14 protein-coding genes and 2 pseudogenes are annotated in these 22,845 nt (G+C 71.8%); 4 read left to right on the forward strand and 12 right to left on the reverse strand.

Annotated features, from left to right (window positions below; all coding sequences use genetic code 11):
* Positions 1-135: 135 nt before the first annotated feature.
* The 7 genes from QFZ58_RS11795 to QFZ58_RS11825 all read right to left on the reverse strand — a co-directional run bounded on the left by QFZ58_RS11795 (position 136) and on the right by QFZ58_RS11825 (position 7,318).
* A complete protein-coding gene (locus QFZ58_RS11795; protein WP_307124878.1) occupies positions 136-351 on the reverse strand; it encodes an EF-hand domain-containing protein in 216 nt (71 codons plus the stop codon).
* A 116-nt stretch (positions 352-467) separates the two neighbouring features.
* Positions 468-1,652, reverse strand: a complete 1,185-nt coding sequence (locus tag QFZ58_RS11800; RefSeq protein ID WP_307128831.1) for a hypothetical protein — start codon at positions 1,650-1,652, stop codon at positions 468-470.
* The gene (locus tag QFZ58_RS11805; protein WP_307124879.1) at positions 1,652-2,461 is read right to left on the reverse strand and encodes a polysaccharide deacetylase family protein; all 810 of its coding nucleotides are present in this window, start codon (positions 2,459-2,461) and stop codon (positions 1,652-1,654) included. Before QFZ58_RS11805 ends, QFZ58_RS11800 begins: the two co-directional genes overlap by 1 nt.
* A gap of 376 nt (positions 2,462-2,837) precedes the next feature.
* Entirely contained in the window at positions 2,838-3,353 is a 516-nt protein-coding gene (locus tag QFZ58_RS11810) for an ATP-binding protein (RefSeq protein ID WP_307124880.1), read from the reverse strand.
* Positions 3,354-3,604: 251 nt separating this feature from the next.
* Complete coding sequence (locus QFZ58_RS11815; RefSeq protein ID WP_307124881.1) at positions 3,605-4,372, reverse strand: enoyl-CoA hydratase/isomerase family protein; 768 nt, start codon at positions 4,370-4,372, stop codon at positions 3,605-3,607.
* Positions 4,373-4,641: 269 nt separating this feature from the next.
* Positions 4,642-5,895, reverse strand: a complete 1,254-nt coding sequence (locus QFZ58_RS11820; protein ID WP_307124882.1) for an Ig-like domain-containing protein — start codon at positions 5,893-5,895, stop codon at positions 4,642-4,644.
* A 202-nt stretch (positions 5,896-6,097) separates the two neighbouring features.
* Complete coding sequence (locus QFZ58_RS11825) at positions 6,098-7,318, reverse strand: Ig-like domain-containing protein (RefSeq protein ID WP_307124883.1); 1,221 nt, start codon at positions 7,316-7,318, stop codon at positions 6,098-6,100.
* A 155-nt stretch (positions 7,319-7,473) separates the two neighbouring features.
* On the opposite strand from QFZ58_RS11825, the gene glgX reads away from it, so the two are divergent.
* Positions 7,474-9,708 (forward strand): glycogen debranching protein GlgX, encoded by a 2,235-nt coding sequence (glgX, locus tag QFZ58_RS11830; RefSeq protein WP_373428542.1) that lies wholly within the window; start codon positions 7,474-7,476, stop codon positions 9,706-9,708.
* 49 nt (positions 9,709-9,757) lie between these two features.
* On the opposite strand, the pseudogene QFZ58_RS11835 reads toward glgX, so the two are convergent.
* From QFZ58_RS11835 to QFZ58_RS11845, 3 genes and pseudogenes are all read right to left on the reverse strand, one after another.
* Positions 9,758-10,260: pseudogene (locus tag QFZ58_RS11835) on the reverse strand (LuxR C-terminal-related transcriptional regulator); the annotation flags it as partial.
* Positions 10,248-10,565 (reverse strand): annotated as a pseudogene (locus QFZ58_RS11840) (ABC transporter permease); the annotation flags it as partial. The pseudogenes QFZ58_RS11840 and QFZ58_RS11835, both read right to left, overlap by 13 nt.
* 1 nt (position 10,566) lies before the next feature.
* Complete coding sequence (locus QFZ58_RS11845) at positions 10,567-11,478, reverse strand: ABC transporter ATP-binding protein (RefSeq protein ID WP_307124884.1); 912 nt, start codon at positions 11,476-11,478, stop codon at positions 10,567-10,569.
* Between the two features lie 153 nt (positions 11,479-11,631).
* Here QFZ58_RS11845 and QFZ58_RS11850 point away from each other — a divergent pair, with 153 nt between their 5' ends.
* From QFZ58_RS11850 to QFZ58_RS11860, 3 genes are all read left to right on the forward strand, one after another.
* Positions 11,632-13,470 (forward strand): ABC transporter ATP-binding protein, encoded by a 1,839-nt coding sequence (locus QFZ58_RS11850; RefSeq protein WP_307124885.1) that lies wholly within the window; start codon positions 11,632-11,634, stop codon positions 13,468-13,470.
* Positions 13,467-15,335: an ABC transporter ATP-binding protein gene (locus tag QFZ58_RS11855; RefSeq protein WP_307124886.1), complete on the forward strand. Its 1,869-nt coding sequence runs from the start codon at positions 13,467-13,469 to the stop codon at positions 15,333-15,335. The genes QFZ58_RS11850 and QFZ58_RS11855 overlap by 4 nt, the downstream gene beginning before the upstream one ends.
* A 383-nt stretch (positions 15,336-15,718) precedes the next feature.
* Positions 15,719-17,761, forward strand: a complete 2,043-nt coding sequence (locus QFZ58_RS11860) for a M4 family metallopeptidase (RefSeq protein WP_307124887.1) — start codon at positions 15,719-15,721, stop codon at positions 17,759-17,761.
* Positions 17,762-17,891: 130 nt separating this feature from the next.
* Here the strand turns inward: QFZ58_RS11860 and QFZ58_RS11865 are convergent, their stop codons facing one another.
* Complete coding sequence (locus QFZ58_RS11865) at positions 17,892-19,682, reverse strand: SpoIIE family protein phosphatase (protein WP_307124888.1); 1,791 nt, start codon at positions 19,680-19,682, stop codon at positions 17,892-17,894.
* Positions 19,683-19,879: 197 nt separating this feature from the next.
* Positions 19,880-22,558 (reverse strand): alpha-glucan family phosphorylase, encoded by a 2,679-nt coding sequence (gene glgP, locus QFZ58_RS11870; RefSeq protein ID WP_307124889.1) that lies wholly within the window; start codon positions 22,556-22,558, stop codon positions 19,880-19,882.
* Between the last annotated feature and the right edge of the window lie 287 nt (positions 22,559-22,845).

Genomic DNA, 22,845 nt, shown 5'->3' on the forward strand with positions numbered 1-22,845 from the left:
AGGCCGGGCCCGGGGCGGAACCGCGGACGGAGCGCGGGCGGCCCGGGGACGACCGTGTGCGGCGCCGGACGGCCCACCTCCCCCGCGCCCGCCGGAGAGGCCGTGCCGGCCCGGCCCGCGCCGGGCCGGTGCGGGTCAGGCCTTGTTCTGGGCGGCCCAGAACTCGTCGAACGTGAGCTCGCCGTCACCGTTGCCGTCGTGGGCGTTGATGATGGCCTGGGCCACCGTCTCGGTGACGAACGGGTCACCCAGCTGCGCCATCGCGCTCTTGTACTCGGCGGCCGTTATCCGGCCGTCGCCGTTCTGGTCGAAGCGCTCGAATGCCCTGCGTGCCGACTCGATGTCCGCCACTGTTTCCGCCCCTTCGTTAAGCGTCGTTGACGGAGGTCAGATTAACGGGCGGTTTGCGCGGCCGGCGCGGCGGCCGGGGCGGCGGCGTCTCCCCGCCGCCCCGCACGGGACGGCCGTCAGCGGAAGACGCCGGTGTGGCCGAGCGAGTAGCGGCCGGGCTGCGGGTAGACCGCCAGCCCGTGCGGCCCGCTGCCCACCGGGATCCTGGCCAGCTGCTTGCCGTCGGCCGTGTCGATCGCGTACACCTCGGCGTCGTAACGCCCCGACAGCCACAGGACCTTGCCGTCGGCGGACACGCCGCCCATGTCCGGGCTGCCGCCGTCGGGGAGACGCCACGTGTCGGTGAGCTCGTTCCTGGCGAAGTCGAAGACCGAGACGGAGCCCTCGTCGCGGTTGGTGATGTACATCTGCCTGGAGTCCCGGCTGATGTAGAGCCCGTGGCACCCCTTGCCGGTGGGCAGCAGCTTCGGAGTGGTGAAGCCCTTGGCGTCGAGGACCCACATGCCGTCTGCCTTCATGTCGGCGATGTAGAAGGTCCGGCCGTCCGGCGAGAGCTTCACGTCCTGCGGCATCGCGCCGTCCAGCGGCAGCCTCTGCTGTCCGACGACCTTCATCCGCTCCGTGTCGACCTTGAGCAGCTCGCCGGAGAACTCGCAGGAGACGACGAAGTACCGCCCGTCCGCCGAGAAGTCCGCGTGGTTGACCCCCGCGCAGCTCACCGGGAGGGCCTTGACGCGGTCCATGGTCTTCGGGTCGCGGAAGACGAGCTCCCGGTCCATCGAGGCCATGACGACGGCGTACTTGCCGTTCGGGGTGAAGTAGAGGTTGTACGGGTCGGACACCTCGACCGTGCGGCCGGTCTTCCCGGTGGCGGGGTCGATGGCGGTGAGGGTGTCGCCGAGGTCGTTGTTCACCCAGAGCGTCCTGAGGTCCCAGGAGGGCACGACGTGCTGGGGCTGGTTGCCGACGGGGACGGTCTCGACGACCTTGTACGTCGAGGGATCGATCACCGACACGGTGTTGGAGTTGGTGTTGGGTACGTAGACCCGCGAGGGGAAGCCCTTGACGGCCGGTGCGAGCTTCCCGGGACGGTCGGCGGCGTAGATGTCCTTCGGGTCGAGCACGGGCGGCATCCCGGGCAGCCCGGGAGGGGTCGCGGCCCGTGCCGAACTGACCGGCGGGACGGCCGCCTCGGTGCGCGAGGATCCGGCCCCGTCCCGGTCCGCTGCCCCGCAGGCGGCGAGTGCGGCGACGAGCAGGCCCGCGAGCAGGGCGGTGGTGGTGCGCGTGGAGGGAAGCATCATGTCAGCAGCTCCGTCGTGGTCACCGCACGCAGTCGGCGCCGGTCGATTTCGGTGAGGAGGATGGGCAGCGCGGCGACGGTGTCCCGGTAACCGAAGTGCAGGCTCACCACCGACCCGTTGCGGAGTTCGCCGGCGACCTTGCGGGTGACGGCGGCGGCGCCCGGTGAGGTGAAGTCGAGGGAGTCGACGTCGTAGGACAGGACGTGCGGGTAGCCGGCCCTGCGGGCGAGGTCCTGCACGAGGGGTGTGGCCTGGCGGGCGCGCGAGGGCCTGAACCACGTGCCGATGGACCCGGTGAGCCGGTGCAGGCGGCGGGCGCAGCCGGTGATCTCCTCGTACGCCCGCTTCTCGTCCATGGCGTTGATGTCGAGATGACTCTGGGTGTGGTTGCCGAGATCGTGGCCGCCGTCGAGGATCCTGCGGGCCATGCCGGGGTGTTCGTCGAGCCAGGTGCCGACGGCCAGGACCGTGAGCCGGGCGCCGGCCCTCTCGGCTGTGGCGAGGACCGTACGGGCCAGGGCGGGGTCGCCCTGGCCGTGGAAGGTGAGGGCGACGCGGGGCCGCTCGCGGGGGCCGTGCTCGATCTGGACGGGCCTGCCGGGGAAGCGGTGCGGCGCGGCCGCGGGGCGGGCTGCCCCATGGGCCTTGCGCGCGGGCGGGGCGGGGGTCCGCGAGGGGCCGGCCGGCGGGGCGTGGGAGGCGCCGCCGTCCCGCGCGCAGGCCGCGAGGGCGGCGGCCGGCAGAAGGGCCCCGGCGGCGGCGCGCAGGGCGGAACGGCGGGCCACCGGGGTTGTGCGACCGTCCATGGCCGTCCACCTCGCGGGTCGGTTCGGATGCTGCTTCCAGCGGACCCGAGACACAGTAGGGCGCGAAGAACGGAAAATATGGTTGGGCGCACGTCCGGGATGATCAACGATTCATCCGGTGCAGCTCATGTATGCGCAAAGAAATCCAGGTGCGTGACCCATCGCACCTATGATTCAGAAGTCAAATATGGCACTGTGCACCATATTGCCCTGTTTACAGCTTTGGCACCGGGGTCGCCCGTATGCCATAGTCGGCGGAGCGACCTCCTCCGACCCGAGCCAGGTCCCACGAGCGGCCGTGGACACACCCCCCATTCCACGGCCCCCTCAGAAGCCCCCGAAGCGCCGCACCCCGGCCACCGGGGGCTTCTGTGTGTCAGCGGTCGAGGATGCGCATCTCGAACCAGGTGGTCTTGCCGCGCGGTAAGAGGTCGACGCCCCACCGGTCGGAGAGCTTGTCGACGAGGAACAGCCCGCGCCCGCTGACGTCCATCTCCCGGACCGGCATCAGACAGGGGAGCCCGCGCGACGGATCGCGCACCTCGACCCGGATCCAGCCGCGGCGGCGCAGCATGCGCAGCCCGAAGGAGCGCGCACCCGTGTGCCGGACCGCGTTGCCCACCAGTTCCGAGACGAGCAGTACGCCGTGCTCCACGGTCTGCGGGGGCAGGGCCCACTGGCGCTGCAGCACGCACGCGGTGAGCCGGCGGGCGGTCGCGGCCGACTCGGGGCGCGAGGGCAACCGGACCTCACCCTCCGTCGGATTCCCGAACAACTCCATTACTTGGAACGGCTGTTCGTCATCAACGGCCGCCATCCCGCGCGCCGCTGTCCCGCTGCTGCGCGGTCGCGGCTGCTCCACACCCTCCAGGCCCGCCATGCCCACCATCATGGCCGCACCCGAACGTCTCCGTGGCCGTTCCCGAGGAATCCCCACCCTGGAATGAAGCGTTCCGGTCGGGTCTTCCGGCATATGCCGGAGGCAGAACGGCCACGTCGGCAGCCAGGGCGACCTGCGTGGACGTACGCCGTGCGGGTAATTGCACGGAACCCCCGCGCGTGGAACCTTAAGGTTCTCTTAAGGTTCCACCGATCCGCCCGCACGGATGAACGCGCGTCCCGTTGTGCGCGGGTGACGTCCGGTCAGAGGAACTGCGCCTTGCCCGGCCCCTCTTCCACGAAGCTGCGCATCCCCCGCTCCCGGTCCTCGGTGGCGAACAGGCCGGCGAACCAGTTCCGCTCGATCGTGAGCCCCGTGTCGATGTCCGTCTCCAGCCCCGCGTCCACGGACTCCTTCGCGGCCCGCAGCGCCAGCGCGGGCCCTTTGGCCAGCCGGGCGGCCCAGGCGTGCGCCTGCGCGTACACCTCGGCGGCGGGCACGACGCGGTCCACCAGGCCGATCGCCGCGGCCTCCTCGGCCTTCACATGGCGGCCCGTGAAGATGAGGTCCTTGGCCTTGGACGGGCCGACGAGCCGGGCGAGGCGCTGGGTGCCGCCGGCTCCGGGGATGAGGCCGAGCAGGATCTCCGGCTGGCCGAGCTTCGCGTTGTCCGCGGCGATCCTGAAGTCGGCGCAGAGCGCCAGCTCACAGCCGCCGCCCAGGGCGTAGCCGGTGACGGCGGCGACGACGGGCTTGGGAATGCGCGCGACGGCGGTGAAGGCGTCCTGCAGGGCCTTGGAGCGCACGACCATCGCCGCGTGGTCCATCGCCTGCATCTCCTTGATGTCCGCACCCGCCGCGAACACCTTCTCGCCGCCGTAGAGGATCACCGCGCGCACGTCGTCGCGCCGGGTCGCCTCCTCGGCGAGCTCACGCAGCCGGTCCTGGGTGGCGATGTCCAGGGCGTTCATCGGCGGGCGGTCCAGGCGGATCGTCCCGACGCCGTCGCTTACTTCGAGGGTTACGGTCATGGGAGGCAGGTTAGAGGGTCCGGCGGCGGGCAGCGCGGGTGGAGGTACGGCCCGGGGGCGCACCGCGAGGCGGCGGATCGAGGCGTGGCGGAGCCATCGGGGTCTCCCCCGCCCGGTCGGAGCCGAGAGCGCCGGGAAGACCGACGACAACACCGCGAGGTGGGCGCCCCGGCACCGCGACGCCTGGTGCCGGCCCCCCCTCACCGCCGCTGACGACGACGGGCCCGGTGCCGTCGGTCACGGCACCGGGCCCGTCGCGGAGCGGGGAACTACGCGGTCCACTCCGACCAGTCCATGTTCCAGCCGTTGAGGCCGTTGTCCGGCTGGATCACCTTGTCATGGGAGTTCTTCACGATCACCACGTCGCCGATCAGGGAGTGGTCGAAGAGCCAGGCGGCCGGGGTCTTGCCGTCCCAGGCACCGCGCACGTCCCGCAGGCCGACGCAGCCGTGGCTGGTGTTGGTCGACCCGAAGATGCTCGACGCACCCCAGTAGTTGCCGTGGATGAAGGTGCCCGAGGTCGACAGGCGCATGGCGTGCGGCACGTCCTTGATGTCGTACTCACCGCCGAAACCGACCGTGTCACCGTTCATGCGGGTCACCTTGAGCTTCTCGCTGATGACCATCTGGCCGTTGTACGTGGTCGTGGACGGGGCGCCCGCGGAGATCGGGATGTCCTTGATCTGCTTGCCGTCGCGGACCACCTTCATCCGGTGCGAGCTCGCGTCGACGGTGGAGACCTGGCTGCGGCCGATGGTGAACTTCACGGTCTTCGCCTGCTTGCCGTAGACCCCCGGCCGTCCCTCGACACCGTCGAGGTCGAGGCGCACGGTCACCTTCGTGCCCGCCGCCCAGTACTCCTCGGGGCGGAAGTCCAGCCGGTCGTTGCCGAACCAGTGGGGCTCGACCGGCACGGCCGGCTCCGCCGTCACCGTGATGGCCTTCTCCACGGCCTCCGGGGCGGTGATGCCCCGGGTGAAGTGGATCGACACGGGCATTCCGACGCCGACGGTCGAACCGTCCTCCGGCGTGTACTGCCCGATGAAGGTGTTCTGCGGGACGAGCGTCGTGAACGTGGTGTCCTTGGCCGACTGACGGCCCTTCGCGTCCTTGGCGACCGCGTGCACCGTGTACTTGGTCGCGGCGGCCAGGTGCCGGTCCGGCGCCCAGCTCAGGCCGTCCGCCGCGATCTTTCCCGTGACCTCGTTGCCCTTGGGGTCGGCGACCTTCACCGTGCTCAGCTTGCCCTGGGAGGCCGAGACCTTCAACGCCCCACTGGTCGCCACGTCGTCGGCGCCGTCCTTGGGTACGACGCTCACCACGGCCTGGGAGGCGCTGGTGTCATCGACCTTCGCGCCCGCGCCCTTGTCGCCCTCGCCGTCCTCGGCGGTGCCGCTCCCGCCGCACGCCGTCACCAGCAACAGCAGCGCACCCAGTACCAGTGCGAGAAGTCCGGGGGCTCCGCGCCCGCGCCGTTCCCTGCTCGCCCCGGCCGATGCCCCCGATATCGGCTGCCCGTTCAATGTGGTCGTCTCCCCTCGCACGGCCTGGCCCCGCCATGGCCCGCACCCCCGCGCGCTGTACACACGCTCGGCGCAAGATAATCACACCGCACGTGGGGAGAACTCCCCCGGATTGTCACTGTTCCGTTCCAAGTGGCCCACCGCCACCGCCCGCCGGTCCCGGAGACGCGGCCCCCGGGACCCGTGCAGGTCGGGCCTGGGGTCAGTGCAACGCGGAACCCGCCTTCCACGCGGCCCAGCCGAGGTTCCAGCCGCCGAGGCCGTTGTCGGGGGCGACGGTCTTGTCGGCGGAGTGGACGACCTCCACCACATCGCCCACGAGGGTCCGTTCGAAGAACCAGCCGGCAGGGGTGTCCGAACTGCCGCCCTTCACGTCACGCAGTCCGATGCAGCCGTGACTGGTGTTGTCCGTCCCGAAGATGTCCGGGGACTCCCAGTAGTTGCCGTGCAGGAAGGTGCCCGACCTGGTCAGGCGGATGGCGTGGGGGACGTCCGCGATGTCGTACTCGCCGCCGAAGCCGACGGTACGCCCGTCCATCCGCGTCACCTCGTGCCGCTCGGAGACCACCATCTTCCCGTTGTACGTGGTCGTGCTCTCGGCACCCGCCGAGATGGGCACCGTGGTGACGAGCTCACCGTCGCGGCGCACCTCCATGGTGTGCGCGCGGGCGTCGACGACGGACGTCTGGGACCGGCCCACCCGGAAGGTGATCCTCTTTCGCTGGCTGCCGTAGACCCCGGGGGCGCCCTCCACGTCACGCAGCCCCACGTCGACGGTGACCTGGGTGCCCGGTTCCCAGTACGCGGCCGGGCGGAAGTCGAGCCGGTCCTTGCCGAACCAGTGGCCCACCACCTCGACCTCGGGTTTCGCGGTGATCCTGATGGCCTTCTCCACCGCGGCCCGGTTCTTCACCGGCCTGTTGAAGTCGAAGGAGACGATCATGCCGGTGCCCACGGTGGACCGGTTCTCCGGCTTGAAGTAGCCGATGAAGCGGTCCTTGGGCACCACTGTGGTGAAGGTGGTGTTGCGGGCCTCGCGGTGGCCGTCGCCGTCGACGGCCACCGCCTCGACGCTGTACTTGCCGGCGAGCCCGAGCCGGTACCCCTTGTCCTCGGGGGCCCATGACCGGCCGTCTCCTGCGATACGGCCCGGCACCTCCTCGTCCTCCGCGTCCTCGGTCCGTGTCACCTTCACCCGTTCGAGCCGTCCCTCGGGGACGGTGACCTCGATCCGGCTGTCCGCGCCGACGTTCTCGGCACCGTCCTTGGGGACGATACGGATGACCTCCCCGGGTGCGCGGTCGTCCCCGAAGAACGACGCCGGCCCGGTGCAGCCCGTCAGTACGGCCAGCACGGTGAACAGTCCTGCCCATGTCAGCACGGCGGCCGAACCCGCCCGTGCTCTCTTCGCTACGTGGTTCACGCTCCCCCCAACGACAGGAGCCGCCCGGGGGAAACGTGAGTGCGGGCCCCGCCGTGGGCAGAACAGAGGGGAGGACCACGCCAGGAAGGCCGCGGCCGGGACGCCGCGCGCTCTTTCGCCGGGTGCCGGTCCGACGAGCCGCAGGAGGCCGAGAGGTGTCGAGCACAGCGGAGCAGGAGGAAGCGCCGAAGACGACCGGGAGGGTGGTGGCGAGGGGACCTGCCGTACGGGGCGAGCCGGAAGGACCACCCGTATGGCCGGGTGCGCCGACGCCGCTCGGGGCCCGATTCCGGGTCGGTCCCGACGGTGTGGCGGGCACGAACTTCGCCCTGTGGGCGGGTGGGGCGGAGGCGGTCGAGCTCTGCCTCTTCGACGGGCAGGGCCGGGAGACACGGCTCCCGCTGACCGAACTCACCCATGAGATCTGGCACGGCTTCGTCCCCGGCGTACGGGCGGGGCAGCGGTACGGCTACCGGGTGCACGGCCGCTGGGACCCCTGGACCGGAGCCCGCTGGAACGCGGCCAAACTGCTCCTGGACCCGTACGCCCGAGCGGTTGACGGCACGTTCACCCTTCCGCCCGAGGTGTACGGCCATGTGAGGGACTGGCCGCAGCAGCACGTCGCCGACACCGTGCGCGACGACCGCGATTCGGCGCCGTACGTCCCCAAGGGCGTCGTCGTCCATGACGACGACGACTGGGCGGACGACCGCAGGCCCAAGACCCCGTGGGCGGACTCGGTCATCTACGAACTGCACGTCCGCGGCTTCACCGCGCGCCACCCCGGCATCCCCCCGGAACTGCGGGGCACCTACGCCGGGCTCGCCCATCCCGCCGCCATCGGCCACCTCACGCGCCTCGGCGTGACGGCCGTGGAACTTCTCCCCGTGCACCAGTTCGCCCACGAGGACCACCTGCTCCGACGCGGACTGCACAACTACTGGGGCTACAACTCCATCGGCTACTTCGCCCCGCACGCCGACTACGCGGCGAGCGGCACGGCGGGAGGCCAGGTCGGCGAGTTCAAGCAGATGGTGCGCGCACTGCACGACGCGGGCATCGAGGTGATCCTCGACGTGGTCTACAACCACACTGCGGAGGCCGGCGAACTCGGCCCCATGCTCTCCCTGCGCGGCATCGACAACCGTGGCTACTACCGCCTCCAGCCGGACGCCCGCCGCTACGCGGACTACACCGGCTGCGGCAACACCCTGCACGTGGTGCAGCCGCAGGTCCTGCGGCTGATCACGGACTCGCTGCGCTACTGGGTGACCGAGATGGGGGTCGACGGCTTCCGCTTCGACCTCGCCGCCGCCCTGGCCCGCTCGATGCACGACGTCGACATGCTCTCCCCGTTCCTCGCGGTCATCGCCCAGGACCCGGTGCTGCGCCGGGTCAAACTGATCGCCGAGCCCTGGGACGTCGGCAGCGGCGGCTACCAGGTGGGCGCCTTCCCGCCCCTGTGGACCGAGTGGAACGACCACTACCGGGACACCGTCCGGGACTTCTGGCGCGGCGCCCTGCCCGACGTACGGGACATCGGCTACCGGCTCACCGGATCGAGCGATCTGTACGCCTGGGGCGGCAGGCGCCCGTACGCCTCCGTCAACTTCGTCACCGCACACGACGGCTTCACCCTGCGCGACCTCGTCAGCTACTCCCACAAACACAACGAGGCCAACGGCGAGGGCAACCGCGACGGCACCGACGACAACCGCTCCTGGAACTGCGGTGCCGAGGGCGAGACCGACGACCCGGACGTGGGCGCCCTGCGCCTGCGCCAGCTGCGCAACCTGCTCACCACGCTGCTCCTGTCCACCGGGGTGCCGATGCTCGTCGCGGGCGACGAGATGGGCCGTACGCAGGGCGGCAACAACAACGCCTACTGCCAGGACAACGAGGTCAGCTGGCTGGACTGGTCGCTCCTGGGACAACCCCGGTGGCGGGGGCTGACCGACCTGACCGCCCGCGTGCTGGCGCTGCGCCACAACCACCCGGTGCTGCGCCGACGGGCGTTCTTCGCGGGTACGCCGCAGGCTCCGGACGGGCTGCGGGACCTGGCGTGGTTCACCCCGCAGGGGTCGGAGATGACGGAGGACGACTGGTACGCCCCGGCCGCGACGCTCGCGCTCTACCTCTCCGGGCGGGACATCCCCGGGCGGGACGCCCGCGGCGAGCAGATCACCGACGACAGCTTCCTGGCGGTCCTGCACACGGCGCACACCCCGTGCGACTTCAGTCTGCCGGGCGCCCCGTGGGCCGGAACGTACGAGCTGGTCCTGGACACCTCGCGGGAGGACCAGTCGGCCGCGCCGGGCACGGTCCACCGGGGCGGAACGACGCTGAGCGTGCCGGGACGGTCGGTCCTGCTGTTCCGGGTCACCGGGTGACGGGGCCGGGGGCGGCGGTGCCTGGAGCCGGAACCTGGGGCGGGGCCGGTCACCCGAGGACGCCCCGCTCGTAGGCGACGGCGACGGCCGCGGCGCGGTCCCTGGCGCCCAACTTGGCGAAGACATGGGCGAGATGGGTCTTCACGGTCGCCTCGCTGATGAACAGCTCGGCGGCGATCTCCCGGTTCGAGGTGCCCCTGGCCACGAGTCCGAGCACCTCACGCTCGCGCGTGGAGAGCGACTCGTGACCGGGTGCCGCCGGGGCGCGCACCAGCGAGACGAGCCGGGAGGCTACGGCCGGTGACAGGACCGTGCGCCCGTCGGCGGCGGCACGGACGGCGGTGAACAGCTCGTCACGGGGCGCGTCCTTGAGCAGGTAACCGGTCGCGCCCGCCTCGATCGCGGGCAGCGTGTCGGAGTCGGTGTCGTACGTGGTGAGGACGAGCACCCGGGACCGGACGCCGAGCCGGGTCAGTTCGGTGATGGCCGCCACTCCCCACCGCCCGGCATCCGCAGGTCCATCAGCACGACGTCGGGGTCGAGACGGAGCGCAGGATGCCACGTTCGCGGTAGCCGGTGAGGACGGGCGGCATGGCCTGGAGACCGGCCATGATCATGGCCAGCAGCACGGCCACCGGTACGTAGAGGTCGATGACGGCGCGACCGCCGAGGGCGTCGTCGTCCTCCCGGAACGACGGGATAAGGCCGAGGACCGTCAGCAGGGCGGCCGGGAAGACGAGGATCCAGAACAGGCTGCCCGGTTCCCGCAGGAAGAGACGGGTCTCCGTCCTGAGGACGGCGGCGAGCGGGCCGGCGGCCCGCGCGGGCCGGGCCGTGTCGGGGGCTGGGATGGTCATCTCAGGCGTCCTGCTCCGTGAGGTCGAGGAACGCGTCGTCCAGGCTTGTCCCCAGGACGCGCAGGTGGCGGGCGGTGATGCGGTGGCGGGCCAGCAGGGAGATCACCGCGTCGGCGGTGTCGTCGCCACCGTGGACGACGACCCGGCCGTCGGACTCCCCGACCGAGACGGACACGGCCCCGGGGAGCCCGGTGAGTTCACCGGCGTCCGGCAGGGGCTTCGACGGAGTGAAGGAGATGACGGTGGAACCGGCCGCCCGGCCGGTCAGCCCCGCAGGGGTGTCGAGGGCGACGACCCGGCCCTTGTCGATCACCGCCACCCGGTCGCAGAGCCGCTGGGCCTCCTCCATGAAGTGGGTGTCCAGCAGGACCGTCACCCCGCTGTCGCGGATCTCCTCGATGAGCCCCCAGGTGTCCCGGCGGGCACGGGGGTCGAGGCCGGTGGTCAGCTCGTCGAGGACCACCACGCGGGGACTGCCGATGAGCGCGAGCGCGATGGACAGCCGTTGCTTCTGGCCGCCCGAGAGCTTGGCGAAGCGACGGGTGAGGTGGGTGTCCAGCCCGAGCCGTTCGGCGAGCGGCCGCCAGTCGGCGGGCCGCGGGTAGAAGGCGCTGTAGAGCTCCAGCGCCTCCCGCACCGTCAGCTTGGGCTGCAGTTCGCTCTCCTGCAGCTGGGCGCCGAGCAGGAGTGTCACCCGGTCACGGTCGGCGACGGGGTCGAGCCCGGCGACCCGGACCGTGCCCGCGTCGGGGATCCGCAGGCCTTCGACGCATTCGACGGTGGTGGTCTTGCCCGCGCCGTTGGGCCCGAGGATCCCGAAGATCTCCCCCTCCTGCACGCGGAAGCCGACTCCGTCGACGACCGTGCGCCCCCCGTAGGCCTTGCGTACCCCGTCCACTTCGATGATCGGCATGCCCGCAAGCATTCCGCCGGGCGACGGCTGGCGGCATCCGCCGATCCGCTCGAAACGGCATCGGCCGATCGGCTGATGCGGCCGTACGACCCGCACCCGGTGACCGGAAAACCACATGAGCGATGACAGTGGTGAACCTTAGGCTCGCTCCTGATGCCCGAAAAACCTGCAGAGCCCACGGACCGGTCCGCCGTGCGCTCCCTCCTGCGTCTGTGGCCCTATGTCCGACCCGTCAGGACGCGCTGGTTCTGCGCCGCGTTCGTGGCGGTCCTGGCGTCGTGTCTCGCCCTGGTGATCCCCCTCGTCCTGAAGTGGATGGTGGACGGCCCCGTCGCGGACCGTGATCCGGGCGGGGTGTGGCTCGGGGCGTTCTACCTGCTGCTCCTCGGGATCGCCGAGGCCGGGCTGTTCGGTCTCCGGCGCTGGCTGGTCGCACGGCCGCTGGCAGGGGTCGAGGCCGCGCTGCGCGCGGACCTCTACCGGCATCTGCAGCGGCTTCCCGTGGCGTTCCACGACCGCTGGCCCTCGGGGCAACTGCTTTCTCGCGGGACCACCGACCTGATGCTGCTGCGCATGTTCCTGGCCTTCCCGCTGACCTTCCTGCTGGTCAACGCCACGACCCTCCTGGTCGGTTTCGTCATCCTGTTCGCCCAGGAGTGGTCGCTCGGGCTGGTGCTGCTGGCACCGGCGGTTCCGTTGGTGATCCTCTGCTCCGTCTTCGAGACGAAGTACTCCCTGGTGGCGCGGAAGGCGCAGGACCAGGTCGGCGACCTGACGACCGTCGTCGAGGAGAGCGTGCTGGGCATCCGCATCGTCAAGGGGTTCGGCCGGCACCGCAGCCAGGCGCAGGCCTTCCGCGCGCTCGCACAGCGCCTGCGTGGCACGGAACTGGGCAAGGCCCGTCTCCTGGCGGGGATCTGGGCCCTCATCACCGCCATCCCCGAGCTGGCGATCGGCGCCGCACTGGTGCTCGGCACGATCGAGGTGGCCGACGGCGGTCTGTCGGCGGGGACGCTCGTCGCCTTCCTGTCGACGGCGCTGGCGCTGCGCTGGCCGGTCGAGTCGATCGGCTTCCTGCTGGCGATGAGCCAGGAGTCCGCGACGGCCGCCGACCGCTATTTCGAGGTCATGGACGTGGCGGAGGAGGCCGTGGAGAGCGCCGGCGTCACGGCCGGTAAGGCGGATCCCGGAATTGTCTTCGAAGGGGTGGAGTTCCGCTACCCGGACGCCGCACCCGGCTCCCGGCCCGTGCTCGCCGGGATCGATCTGCGGGTCCGCCCCGGGGAGACGATGGCCCTGGTGGGGGCCACGGGCTCGGGCAAGACGACGCTGACCGCGCTCGTCCCCCGGCTGCACGAGATCACCGGGGGCCGGATCCTGCTGGACGGCGAGGACATCGCGGGCATGGAGCGGTCCCGGCTGCGGGAGCTGGTGTCCGTGGCCTTCGAGGAGCCGACCCTCTTCTCGGCGACCGTCGGGGAGAACGTGCTGATGGGCGCGGAGGGCGCGGGTGAGGAGGCGCTGCGCCGCGCCCTGTCGGTCGCGCAGGCCGACTTCGTGTACGACCTTCCGCAGGGCGTCGACACCCAGGTGGGCGAGCAGGGACTGAGCCTGTCCGGCGGCCAGCGCCAGCGCCTGGCGCTGGCCCGGGCCGTCGTCGGCGAGCCCCGCTTCCTGGTGCTCGACGACCCGCTCTCCGCGCTGGACGTGCACACGGAGGCACTGGTCGAGGCGGCCCTGCGGCGCGTCCTGGAGCGGACGACGGCCGTGGTCGTCGCCCACCGGCCGTCCACCGTGATGCTGGCCGATCGGGTGGCACTGCTGTCCGGGGGCCGGATCAGCGCGGTCGGCACCCATCAGGAACTCCTGCGCGGCAACGCCGAATACGCCTGGCTGATGTCGGGCGCCGAGGGCACCGGGGACGCGGGGAGCCCGGTGGACGCCGGGGCCCGCGCCGGTGCACCCACTGCCGAGGAGGGCAGCATCCGATGACCGGTACCACCACCGAGGGGCGGGCCACCGCCGACGAGGACCTGCCGGGAGAGGCGTCCGGACCGCCGCCCGCGGGGGACGTGTTCGACCAGGACGCCCTGCCCGCACCCCGCGGTGCGACCTGGGCACTGCTGGCCTCGCTGCTGGGTCCGTTGCGGGCCCGGGTGGTCGTGGCCGCCGTCCTCCTCGTGATCCAGCAGGCCGCTGTGCAGGCGGGCCCGCTGCTCGTCGCGTACGCCATCGACAGCGGCGTCCCGGCGTTCCGGGACCACGACTACGGGCCGCTGATCGCCGTGGGCGCCGGGTACGCCGTGTGCTCGGTCGCCGCAGGGCTGATGCAGTACGCGTTCATCCGGGCCGCCGCGCGGATCAACCAGGACGTGCTGCTCGATCTGCGCGGCCGGATCTTCGGCCATGCGCAGGCGCTGAGCGTGGACTTCCACGAGCGCTACACCTCGGGCCGGCTCATCTCACGCTCGACCACGGACGTGGAGTCGTTGCGCGAGCTGCTGAGCGAGGGGCTGCAGGAGCTCATCGGCGTGGTGCTGTCGTTCGTGTCGATCTGCCTCATGCTGCTGTGGCTGGATCTCGGCATCGGCGCGATCGCCGTCGCGTCGTTCGCCCCTCTGTACCTGCTGGTGCGCGCCTACCGGCGCCGGGCGTCCAAGGCGTACTCGGCACGCTCCTCGGCGATCGCCGCGGTCATCGTGAAGTTCGCGGAGACGATGAACGGGATCCGTCCCGTGCAGGCCTTCCGGAGGGAGGGCGTCAACGACGCGGACTTCGCGGTGCTCAACCGCCGTCACGAGCGCAGGAACGGCGACGCGCTGCTGGAGATGGCGCGTTACGTGGTCGGCTCACGGCTCGTCGCCAACACCGCGGTGGCCGCGATGGTCCTGTGGGGCGCCTACCGGGTGGCGTCGGGGACGCTGGCGCTCGGGGTGCTGGCCGCGGCGGTGCTGTATCTGCGGCGGCTGTACGACCCGATCGACCGGCTCGCGATGTTTCTCAACTCCTACCAGTCCGCGGCCGCTTCGCTGGAGAAGATCGCGGGTCTGCTGGCGCAGGCACCGGCGGTTCCCGAGCCGGCCGCGCCGAAGGAACTGCCGGCCCGGGCAGGTGAACAGCCGGGCCGGCAGGTCGTCTTCGACGGGGTGCGGTTCGCGTACCGGACGGGGGGCGAGGTGCTGCCCCGCTTCGCCCTGACGATCCCGGCGGGCCAGACCGTCGCCCTGGTCGGCTCGACGGGCGCGGGGAAGTCGACGCTCGCCAAGCTGCTGGCGCGTTTCTACGACCCGACCGAGGGCCGGGTCCTGCTGGACGGCACGGATCTGCGCGACCTGGCGACGGCGGAGCTGCGCCGGGGCGTGGTGATGGTGACCCAGGAGGCGTTCCTGTTCTCCGGCACGATCGCCGAGAACATCGCGATCGGCCGCCCGGAGGCGACGCCCGAGGAGATCGAGCACGCGGCCAAGGCCATCGGCGCCCATGACTTCATCAGCGGCCTGCCCGACGGGTACGACACCGACGTCCGCAAGCGCGGCGGCCGGATCTCCGCGGGTCAGCGCCAACTGGTGGCCTTCGCCCGGGCGCTGCTCGCGGATCCGGCGGTACTGATCCTCGACGAGGCCACGAGCTCGCTGGACGTCCCGGGCGAGCGGGCGGTGCAGCGGGCGATGGACACCGTGCTGCACGGCCGGACGGCGGTGGTGATCGCACACCGGCTGTCCACCGTGGAGATCGCGGACCGCGTGCTGGTGATGGAGCAGGGCCGGATCATCGAGGACGGTTCCCCGGCCGAGCTCGTCGCCGGTACGGGCACGTTCGCCGGGCTGCACCGCGCCTGGCGGGAGAGCCTGGCCTGACGCGGTACCGGCGAGTAGAAAGCCGCGCGCCGGGCGACGGCGCGGAACCGGCCACTGTTCCGCGCCGTCTCACCAGGTGGCCATCGTCCACTTGTCGCCCGGCCGTTCGAACATCGCATATTCGAACGCAATCTCAACGCACCCTGCGCGTTCAGGCCGCACGTCACTCCGGAGTCTCCCTTACGCCACAGAGGTGACACAGGAGGAAACGTCCGCTTAACGAACATGACCATTCCGGCAACGGACGAATTTTGGCCAATGTGTTGACGCGGTCCTGACACGCGGCGCCTTCTGCTGACACTCTTCCCCCGTTCCGCGCACCGCCTGCTCTGCCCGGCCGGCTCACCCGGCGGGTCGGGACCCCCCTCGCAGAAGGAGTCCGCGTGAGATCCACGCCCAGCCGTCGTGCCACCGCGACCGGCGCTCTGATAGCCGCAGCAGCCCTCCTCACCGTCGGAGTCCAGAGCGGTGCCACCGCCGCCCCGGCCGACAACGCCAGTGCCGCCCCCGCCGCCGCCGTCAAGGGCGCCGACCCGGGCGCGCTCCCCGCGAAGCTCTCCCCCGCCCAGCGGGCCGAACTGCTCCGCGAGGCCAACTCCACCAAGGCGGCCACCGCCAAGGAGCTCGGCCTCGGTTCCACGGAGAAGCTCGTCGTCCGCGATGTCGTCAAGGACGTCGACGGCACCACGCACACACGCTACGAGCGCACCCTCGACGGCCTCCCGGTCCTCGGCGGCGACCTGGTCGTGGCCGAGTCGAAGGCCGGAGCGACCGAAGGCGTCACCAAGGCGTCCAAGGCGACCGGAGCGCAGCTGAAGGCGGTCGGCACCACCGCGGACGTCGCACCGGCCACCGCCGAGAAGCAGGCGCTCACCGCGGCCCGGGCCGACGGCTCGAAGAGCGCCGAGGCGAGCAAGGCCCCGCGCAAGGTCGTCTGGGCGGCGAACGGCACCCCGCAGCTGGCGTACGAGACCGTGGTCGGCGGGCTGCAGCACGACGGCACCCCGAACGAGCTGCACGTCATCACCGACGCCTCGTCCGGCGCCAAGCTGTACGAGTGGCAGGCCATCGAGACCGGCACCGGCAACACCCAGTACAGCGGCCAGGTCACGCTGGGCACCTCCGGGTCCTCGGGCTCGTACAACCTGACCGACGCCGCGCGCGGCAGCCACAAGACGTACAACCTGAACCGCGGCACCTCGGGCACCGGGACGCTGTTCTCCGGCGCGGACGACATCTGGGGCAACGGCAGCGCGTCGAACACCGAGACGGCCGCCGCCGACGCGCACTACGGGGCCGCGGAGACCTGGGACTTCTACAAGAACGTCATGGGCCGCACCGGCATCAAGGGCAACGGCGTCGGCGCGTACTCCCGCGTCCACTACGGCAACAGCTACGTCAACGCCTTCTGGTCCGACAGCTGCTTCTGCATGACCTACGGCGACGGCAGCGGCAACCTCGCGCCCCTGACCTCGCTGGACGTGGCGGCCCACGAGATGACGCACGGCGTCACCTCCAACACCGCCGGTCTCAACTACAGCGGCGAGTCCGGTGGCCTCAACGAGGCCACCTCGGACATCTTCGCGGCGGGCGTGGAGTTCTACTCCAACACCGCCACGGACCCGGGCGACTACCTCGTCGGCGAGAAGATCGACATCAACGGTGACGGCACGCCGCTGCGTTACATGGACAAGCCGAGCAAGGACGGCGCGTCCAAGGACTCCTGGTACTCGGGCCTCGGCTCGGTCGACGTCCACTACTCCTCGGGCCCGGCGAACCACTTCTTCTACCTGCTCTCCGAGGGCAGCGGTGCCAAGACCGTCAACGGGGTGTCCTACAACTCCCCGACGTCGGACGGCCTTCCGGTGACCGGCATCGGCCGGGACAAGGCGCTGCAGATCTGGTTCAAGGCGCTCACCACGAAGTTCACCTCCACCACGAACTACGCCGCGGCCCGCACCGGCACGCTGGCCGTTGCCGGTGAGCTGTACGGCACCACGAGCGCCGAGTACACCGCGGTCGCCAACGCCTGGGCCGGCATCGCCGTGGGCTCACGCCCCGGTGGCGGCACCGACCCGGGTGGCACGGTCTTCCAGAACACGACCGTCAAGGCACTCGCCGACCTGAGCACCACCAACATCCCGGTCGTCGTCAGCGGCGTCACCGGCAACGCGCCCAGCAACCTCTCGGTGGCGGTCAACATCACGCACACCTACCGCGGTGACCTCGTCCTCGACCTGGTCGCCCCGGACGGGACGGCGTACCGCCTGAAGAACTCCTCGTCGAGCGACTCCGCGGACAACGTGGTGGCGACCTACACGGTCAACGCCTCCTCCGAGGTGGCCAACGGCACCTGGAACCTCAGGGTCCAGGACGCCTACTCCGGCGACACCGGCACCTTCAACAGCGTGAAGCTGACCTTCTGATCGCCTGCCCCGCAGGCTGAGCAGGCGGTGCGCAGGAACACCGGCTGCCCCGCAGGACCGAACGGCCCGGGAGAGGCACACCCCTCCCGGGCCGTTCCCCCATGGCAAGGAGGACCGGTCGATCTCCGGCCTAGGACGGGATGTTCTGCTCGGCCCAGACGACCTTGCCGGTCGCCGTGCGGCACGAACCCCACCGGCGGCACAGCAGGTTGATGAGCTGCAGCCCCCGGCCGCCCTCGTCGCTCACGTCGGCGTGCTGGATCTGCGGCAGGTCGGGCCCGGTGTCCGCGACCTCGACCAGCAGCCGCTCGTCACGCAGCAGCCGTAGCCGGCCGGGGCCGCCGCCGTACCGCATGGCGTTGCCGACCAGCTCGCTGACGACCAGTTCGGTGACGTCGGCGATATCGGCCAGGCCCCACCGGGTGAGCTGCTCGGTGACCAGCCTGCGGGCGGTGGAGGCCGGGTTGCCCTCCTCCGGCAGGTCCCACACCCGCAGGCCGGCCTCGGCCGGCAGCTCGCTCCCCCCGGCCACCACCAGCACCGCCTCGTCGAAGCGGCCTTCGGCCTGCCGCAGCAGGGTGAGGAGCCCTCCGTCGTCGAGGTCCGCCGGCACCATCGCGGCCACGGCCGCGCGCAGCCCTTCCAGCTGGACGTCCACGTCGTCGACGCGCGTCTTGACCAGGCCGTCGGTGTAGAGCACCAGCCGGCTGCCCGCCCGGGCGCGCAACCGCAGCGGGTCGTAGGGGATGACTCCCGCTCCCAGCGGCGCGCCGACCGGGACGTCGAGGAACCGGGTGGTGCCGTCGTCCTCCACCAGCAGCGGCGGCGGATGGCCCGCGCTCGCGATCGTGTAGCCGCCGTCCGCCGGGTCGTAGACCGCGCAGAGACAGGTGGCGACCTGGTCGTCCTCCAGGTCGCGGGTGGCCAGGTCCAGCCGGGCGAGCACCCGGTCCGGCGCGATGTCCAGCGTCATGAGGGTACGGGCCACGGTGCGCAGCCGTCCCATCGTCGCGGCGGCCGCCACCCCGTGGCCGGTGACGTCGCCGACGACCAGCGCCGTACGCCCGCCGGGCAGCGCCACCACGTCGTACCAGTCGCCGCCCACCCCGTGCGCGTCGGCGGCCGGCGCGTAGTGCGCGCGCACCCGCAGGCCGGGGGTGCGGGGGGTGGCGCGCGGGAGCAGGCTGCGCTGGAGGGAGAGGACGTGCTGGCGCTCGCGCCCGTAGAGGCGGGCGTTGTCCATGAAGACGGCTGCCATGGCGCCGAGCTGGACGGCCACGTCGGCGTCGGCCCGGTTGAAGGGCGGGCTGTCCCCGGCGCGTACGAAGTCGGCCGAGCCCAGCAGGACACCACGGGCGATCAGCGGTACGGCGAGGTAGCTGTGGACGCCCTGGCGCCGCATGGCCGCCGCGGCGCTGTCCGTCGGGGCGACGCGCCGGTAGTCCTCCTCGGTCATCCTGCTGACCAGTACGGACTCGCCGCGGCGCAGGCAGTGCGTGGTCAGCAGGGTCTCCCGGCGCTCCCGCCGGTCGACGACCTCGCCGACCGGGGAGGGTTCCAGTCCGGAGAGCGCCTCGACGGCCCGCACCGCCATGGCCCGGGTGGCGGGTACGGCGCTCCCGGTGACGCGCTCGCCCTCCTCGCCGCGCAGCACGGATTCCAGCAGGTCGACGGCGGCGCCGTCCGCCAGCCTGGGCACGCTGTAGGCAGCCAGCTCCTGGGCCGTACGCTCCAGGTCCAGCGTCGTACCGATCCGGGTGCTCGCCGCGTGGAGCCAGCGCATCCGGGCGGCTGTGGTGAAGCGGTCGGCCCGCAGGGCGCCGGTGTTCTCCGGGCGGCGGATGTGCAGCAGCCGGGACGTGCCGCCCTGGGCGGCCAGCCGACGGGTCAGGCGTCTCGCTCGGCCTCCGCCGCCGTTCACCGTGCTGACCTCCACTCGCGCCCGGGGACGCATCGCTGTCGCGCCGGTGGCCTACGAGCCACTGAGGCACCGGCAGTCATGGTAGCGAGATCACCGGCTAATCACCCCTGCCGTATCCGCCGTGATTGCGGGTGGGGCGGAAGCGGGGACGGTTGTGGGCCCGTCGCCGCGGCCGGCGACGGGCCCACGCGCGGACGTCAGCGCAGGAGCACCCCGCCGTCCTCACCCGCCGAAGCGGTCGGCACGGCGACCAGGCCCAGCTCCGCACCGGAGGCGAGCAGCGGATGGGAGGGCAGGACCCGCACCGTGTAGCCGTACGGTCCCGTGCGGTCGAGCGCGAGCGGGCCCTCGTACAGCCAGCGGTCCTCCAGGTCGTGACCGCCCGCCGGCTTCAGCGGGAAGGCCTGGGCCTCGGCGATCGCGTCACCGGAGTCGACCCGGCCGGCGACCACCTGCACCTCGACGTCGTCCGGATCCAGGCCGCCCAGCGCGATCCGCACCCGGAGCGCGAGGGTGGAGCCCAGCTCGGCCGACCCGCCCACCACGGTGTCGGCCGAGGCCTCCACGTGGTCGACGGCCACCTGGGGCCACGCCGCGCGGACCCTGGCCTTCCAGGCCGCCAGCTCCTGTGCCACTGCCGGCTGCAGGGCCCGGCGGGCCGCCGCCGCAGGGGCGTAGAGCCGCTCGACGTACTCGCGCACCATGCGGCCCGCCAGAACCTTGGGTCCCAGGGTGACCAGGGTGCGGCGGACCATCTCGATCCACCGCTCCGGCAGGTCCTCGGCGTTCCGGTCGTAGAAGCGGGGGGCGACCCGCTCCTCGATCAGCGAGTAGAGGGCGCCCGCCTCCAGCTCGTCGCGCCGCTCCTCGTCGGTGGCGGAACCGTCGGCGGTGGGGATCGCCCAGCCGAAGTCCGGTTCGTACCACTCGTCCCACCAGCCGTCGCGCACCGACAGGTTGAGGCAGCCGTTGAGCGCGGCCTTCATCCCGCTGGTGCCACAGGCCTCCAGCGGGCGCAGCGGGTTGTTGAGCCAGACGTCGCAGCCCGGGTAGAGCTTCTGCGCCATCCCCATGCCGTAGTCCGGCAGGAAGACGATGCGGTGGCGCACCCTGGGGTCGTCCGCGAACTTCACCAGCTCCTGGACGAGGCGCTTCCCCCCGTCGTCGGCGGGGTGGGCCTTGCCGGCGACGACGATCTGGATGGGGTGCGTCGGGTGGAGCAGGAGCGCCCGCAGCCGGTCGCGGTCGTGCAGCATGAGCGTCAGGCGCTTGTAGGAGGGGACGCGGCGGGCGAATCCGATGGTCAGGACGTCGGGATCGAGCACGTCGTCGATCCAGCCCAGCTCGGCGGTGCCGGCGCCGCGCCTGCGCCAGGAGGCGTAGAGCCGCTTGCGGACCTCGGTGACGAGCTGCTCGCGCAGCCCGCGGCGGAGGTCCCAGATCTCCCGGTCCGGGACGGCTGTCACGGCGTTCCAGCGTCTGGGGGTGCCGGCCTGCTCGCTCCCGGCACTGTCGTCCTGGCTGACCTCGGCGCCCGCGAGGGCGTTCTCCGCACGGTCGGTGCCGAACTTCCTGGCGCCGAGGCGGAGTACCTCGGGGGCGACCCACGTCGGCGCGTGCACCCCGTTGGTCACGGAGGTGATCGGCACCTCCGTGGGGTCGAAGCCCGGCCACAGGCCGGAGAACATCTCCCGGCTGACGGCTCCGTGCAGCGTGGAGACGCCGTTGGCGCGCTGCGCGAGCCGCAGGCCCATCACCGCCATGTTGAAGAGGTTCGGCTCCCCACCGGGATACGTTTCCATGCCGAGGCGCAGGATCCGGTCCACGGGCACGCCCCGCAGTTCGCCGTCGTCACCGAAGTGGCGGGCGACCAGCTGGCGCTCGAACCGGTCTATGCCGGCGGGGACCGGGGTGTGGGTGGTGAACACCGCCCCGGCCCGCACCGTCTCCAGGGCCGCGTCGAAGTCCAGGCCGGTCTCGGAGAGTTCCCGGATGCGCTCCAGGCCGAGGAATCCGGCGTGTCCCTCGTTGGTGTGGAACACCTCGGGGTCCGCGTGCCCGGTCAGCCGGCAGTAGGTCCGCACCGCCCGGACCCCGCCGATGCCGAGCAGCATCTCCTGCAGCAGGCGGTGGTCGCTGCCGCCGCCGTAGAGCCGGTCGGTGACGTCGCGCTCGCCGGGTGCGTTCTCCTCGACGTCGGAGTCGAGCAGCAGCAGCGGGACGCGGCCCACGTGGGCCTGCCAGATCGAGGCGTACAGCGAACGCCCGCCGGGCAGGGCGAGCACCACCCGGCTGGGGGTGCCGTCCGCCTCGCGTACGAGGGTGAGCGGCAACTCGTTGGGATCCAGGACCGGATAGTGCTCCTGCTGCCAGCCGTCACGGGACAGGCTCTGGCGGAAGTAGCCGTGCCGGTAGAGCAGGCCGACCCCGATGAGGGGCACGCCCAGGTCGCTGGCGGCCTTCAGGTGGTCCCCGGCCAGGATGCCGAGTCCGCCGGAGTACTGGGGCAGGGCCGCGGTGACCCCGAATTCGGGTGAGAAGTAGGCGATGGCGGCGGGGAGCTCCGCACCCTGGCCGAGCTGGTCCTGGTACCACCTCGGTCCTTCGAGGTACTCCCGGAGGTTCTCGGACACCTCGGTGAGCCGGCGCAGGAAGTGCTGGTCCCCGGCCAGTTCGGTCAGGCGGCCGGCGGAGACCGCGCCGAGCAGGCGCACGGGGTCGGCGTCCGCGGGGCGCCAGCCCTCCGGGTCGGCCGCCTGGAAGAGCTGTTGGGTCTCGGTGTGCCAGGACCAGCGCAGGTTGCGGGCGAGGTCGCTGAGCGGTTGCAGGGGTTCGGGGAGGACGGGACGCACGGTGAATCGACGAATGGCCTTCACGTATCCCACCTTTACAGGGGACGTACGGATCCGAGGGGACGCACGACGGTGTGCGTCCTCTCCGTCACCCTCGACGGTAGCGGCGTGCCGCCGTACGCGGCCACGGCGCGCGACCGGCTCAGTGGGTCCGGCGGCGCCCGGCCCGCCCGCCCCCGGCCCGGTCGTCGCACCGTGCGCGCCCTCCCACGCCCCTCCCGTTGCGCCCCCGTCCCGCGTGTCCCGTACACACCATCGGCCCCCATGACCCCATGGGCCAGATGCGCACACATGCGTCACGGGCGATATGG

Source organism: Streptomyces sp. B1I3 (assembly GCF_030816615.1).
In the GTDB taxonomy this organism is placed as follows: domain Bacteria; phylum Actinomycetota; class Actinomycetes; order Streptomycetales; family Streptomycetaceae; genus Streptomyces.

Bases quoted from the DNA above. Each gene is read 5' to 3' on its own strand.
- QFZ58_RS11800 (WP_307128831.1), bottom strand. From the start codon at position 1,652: ATGCTTCCCTCCACGCGCACCACCACCGCCCTGCTCGCGGGCCTGCTC.
- QFZ58_RS11805 (WP_307124879.1), bottom strand. From the start codon at position 2,461: ATGGACGGTCGCACAACCCCGGTGGCCCGCCGTTCCGCCCTGCGCGCC.
- QFZ58_RS11810 (WP_307124880.1), bottom strand. From the start codon at position 3,353: ATGATGGTGGGCATGGCGGGCCTGGAGGGTGTGGAGCAGCCGCGACCG.
- QFZ58_RS11815 (WP_307124881.1), bottom strand. From the start codon at position 4,372: ATGACCGTAACCCTCGAAGTAAGCGACGGCGTCGGGACGATCCGCCTG.
- QFZ58_RS11845 (WP_307124884.1), bottom strand. From the start codon at position 11,478: ATGCCGATCATCGAAGTGGACGGGGTACGCAAGGCCTACGGGGGGCGC.
- QFZ58_RS11850 (WP_307124885.1), top strand. From the start codon at position 11,632: ATGCCCGAAAAACCTGCAGAGCCCACGGACCGGTCCGCCGTGCGCTCC.
- QFZ58_RS11855 (WP_307124886.1), top strand. From the start codon at position 13,467: ATGACCGGTACCACCACCGAGGGGCGGGCCACCGCCGACGAGGACCTG.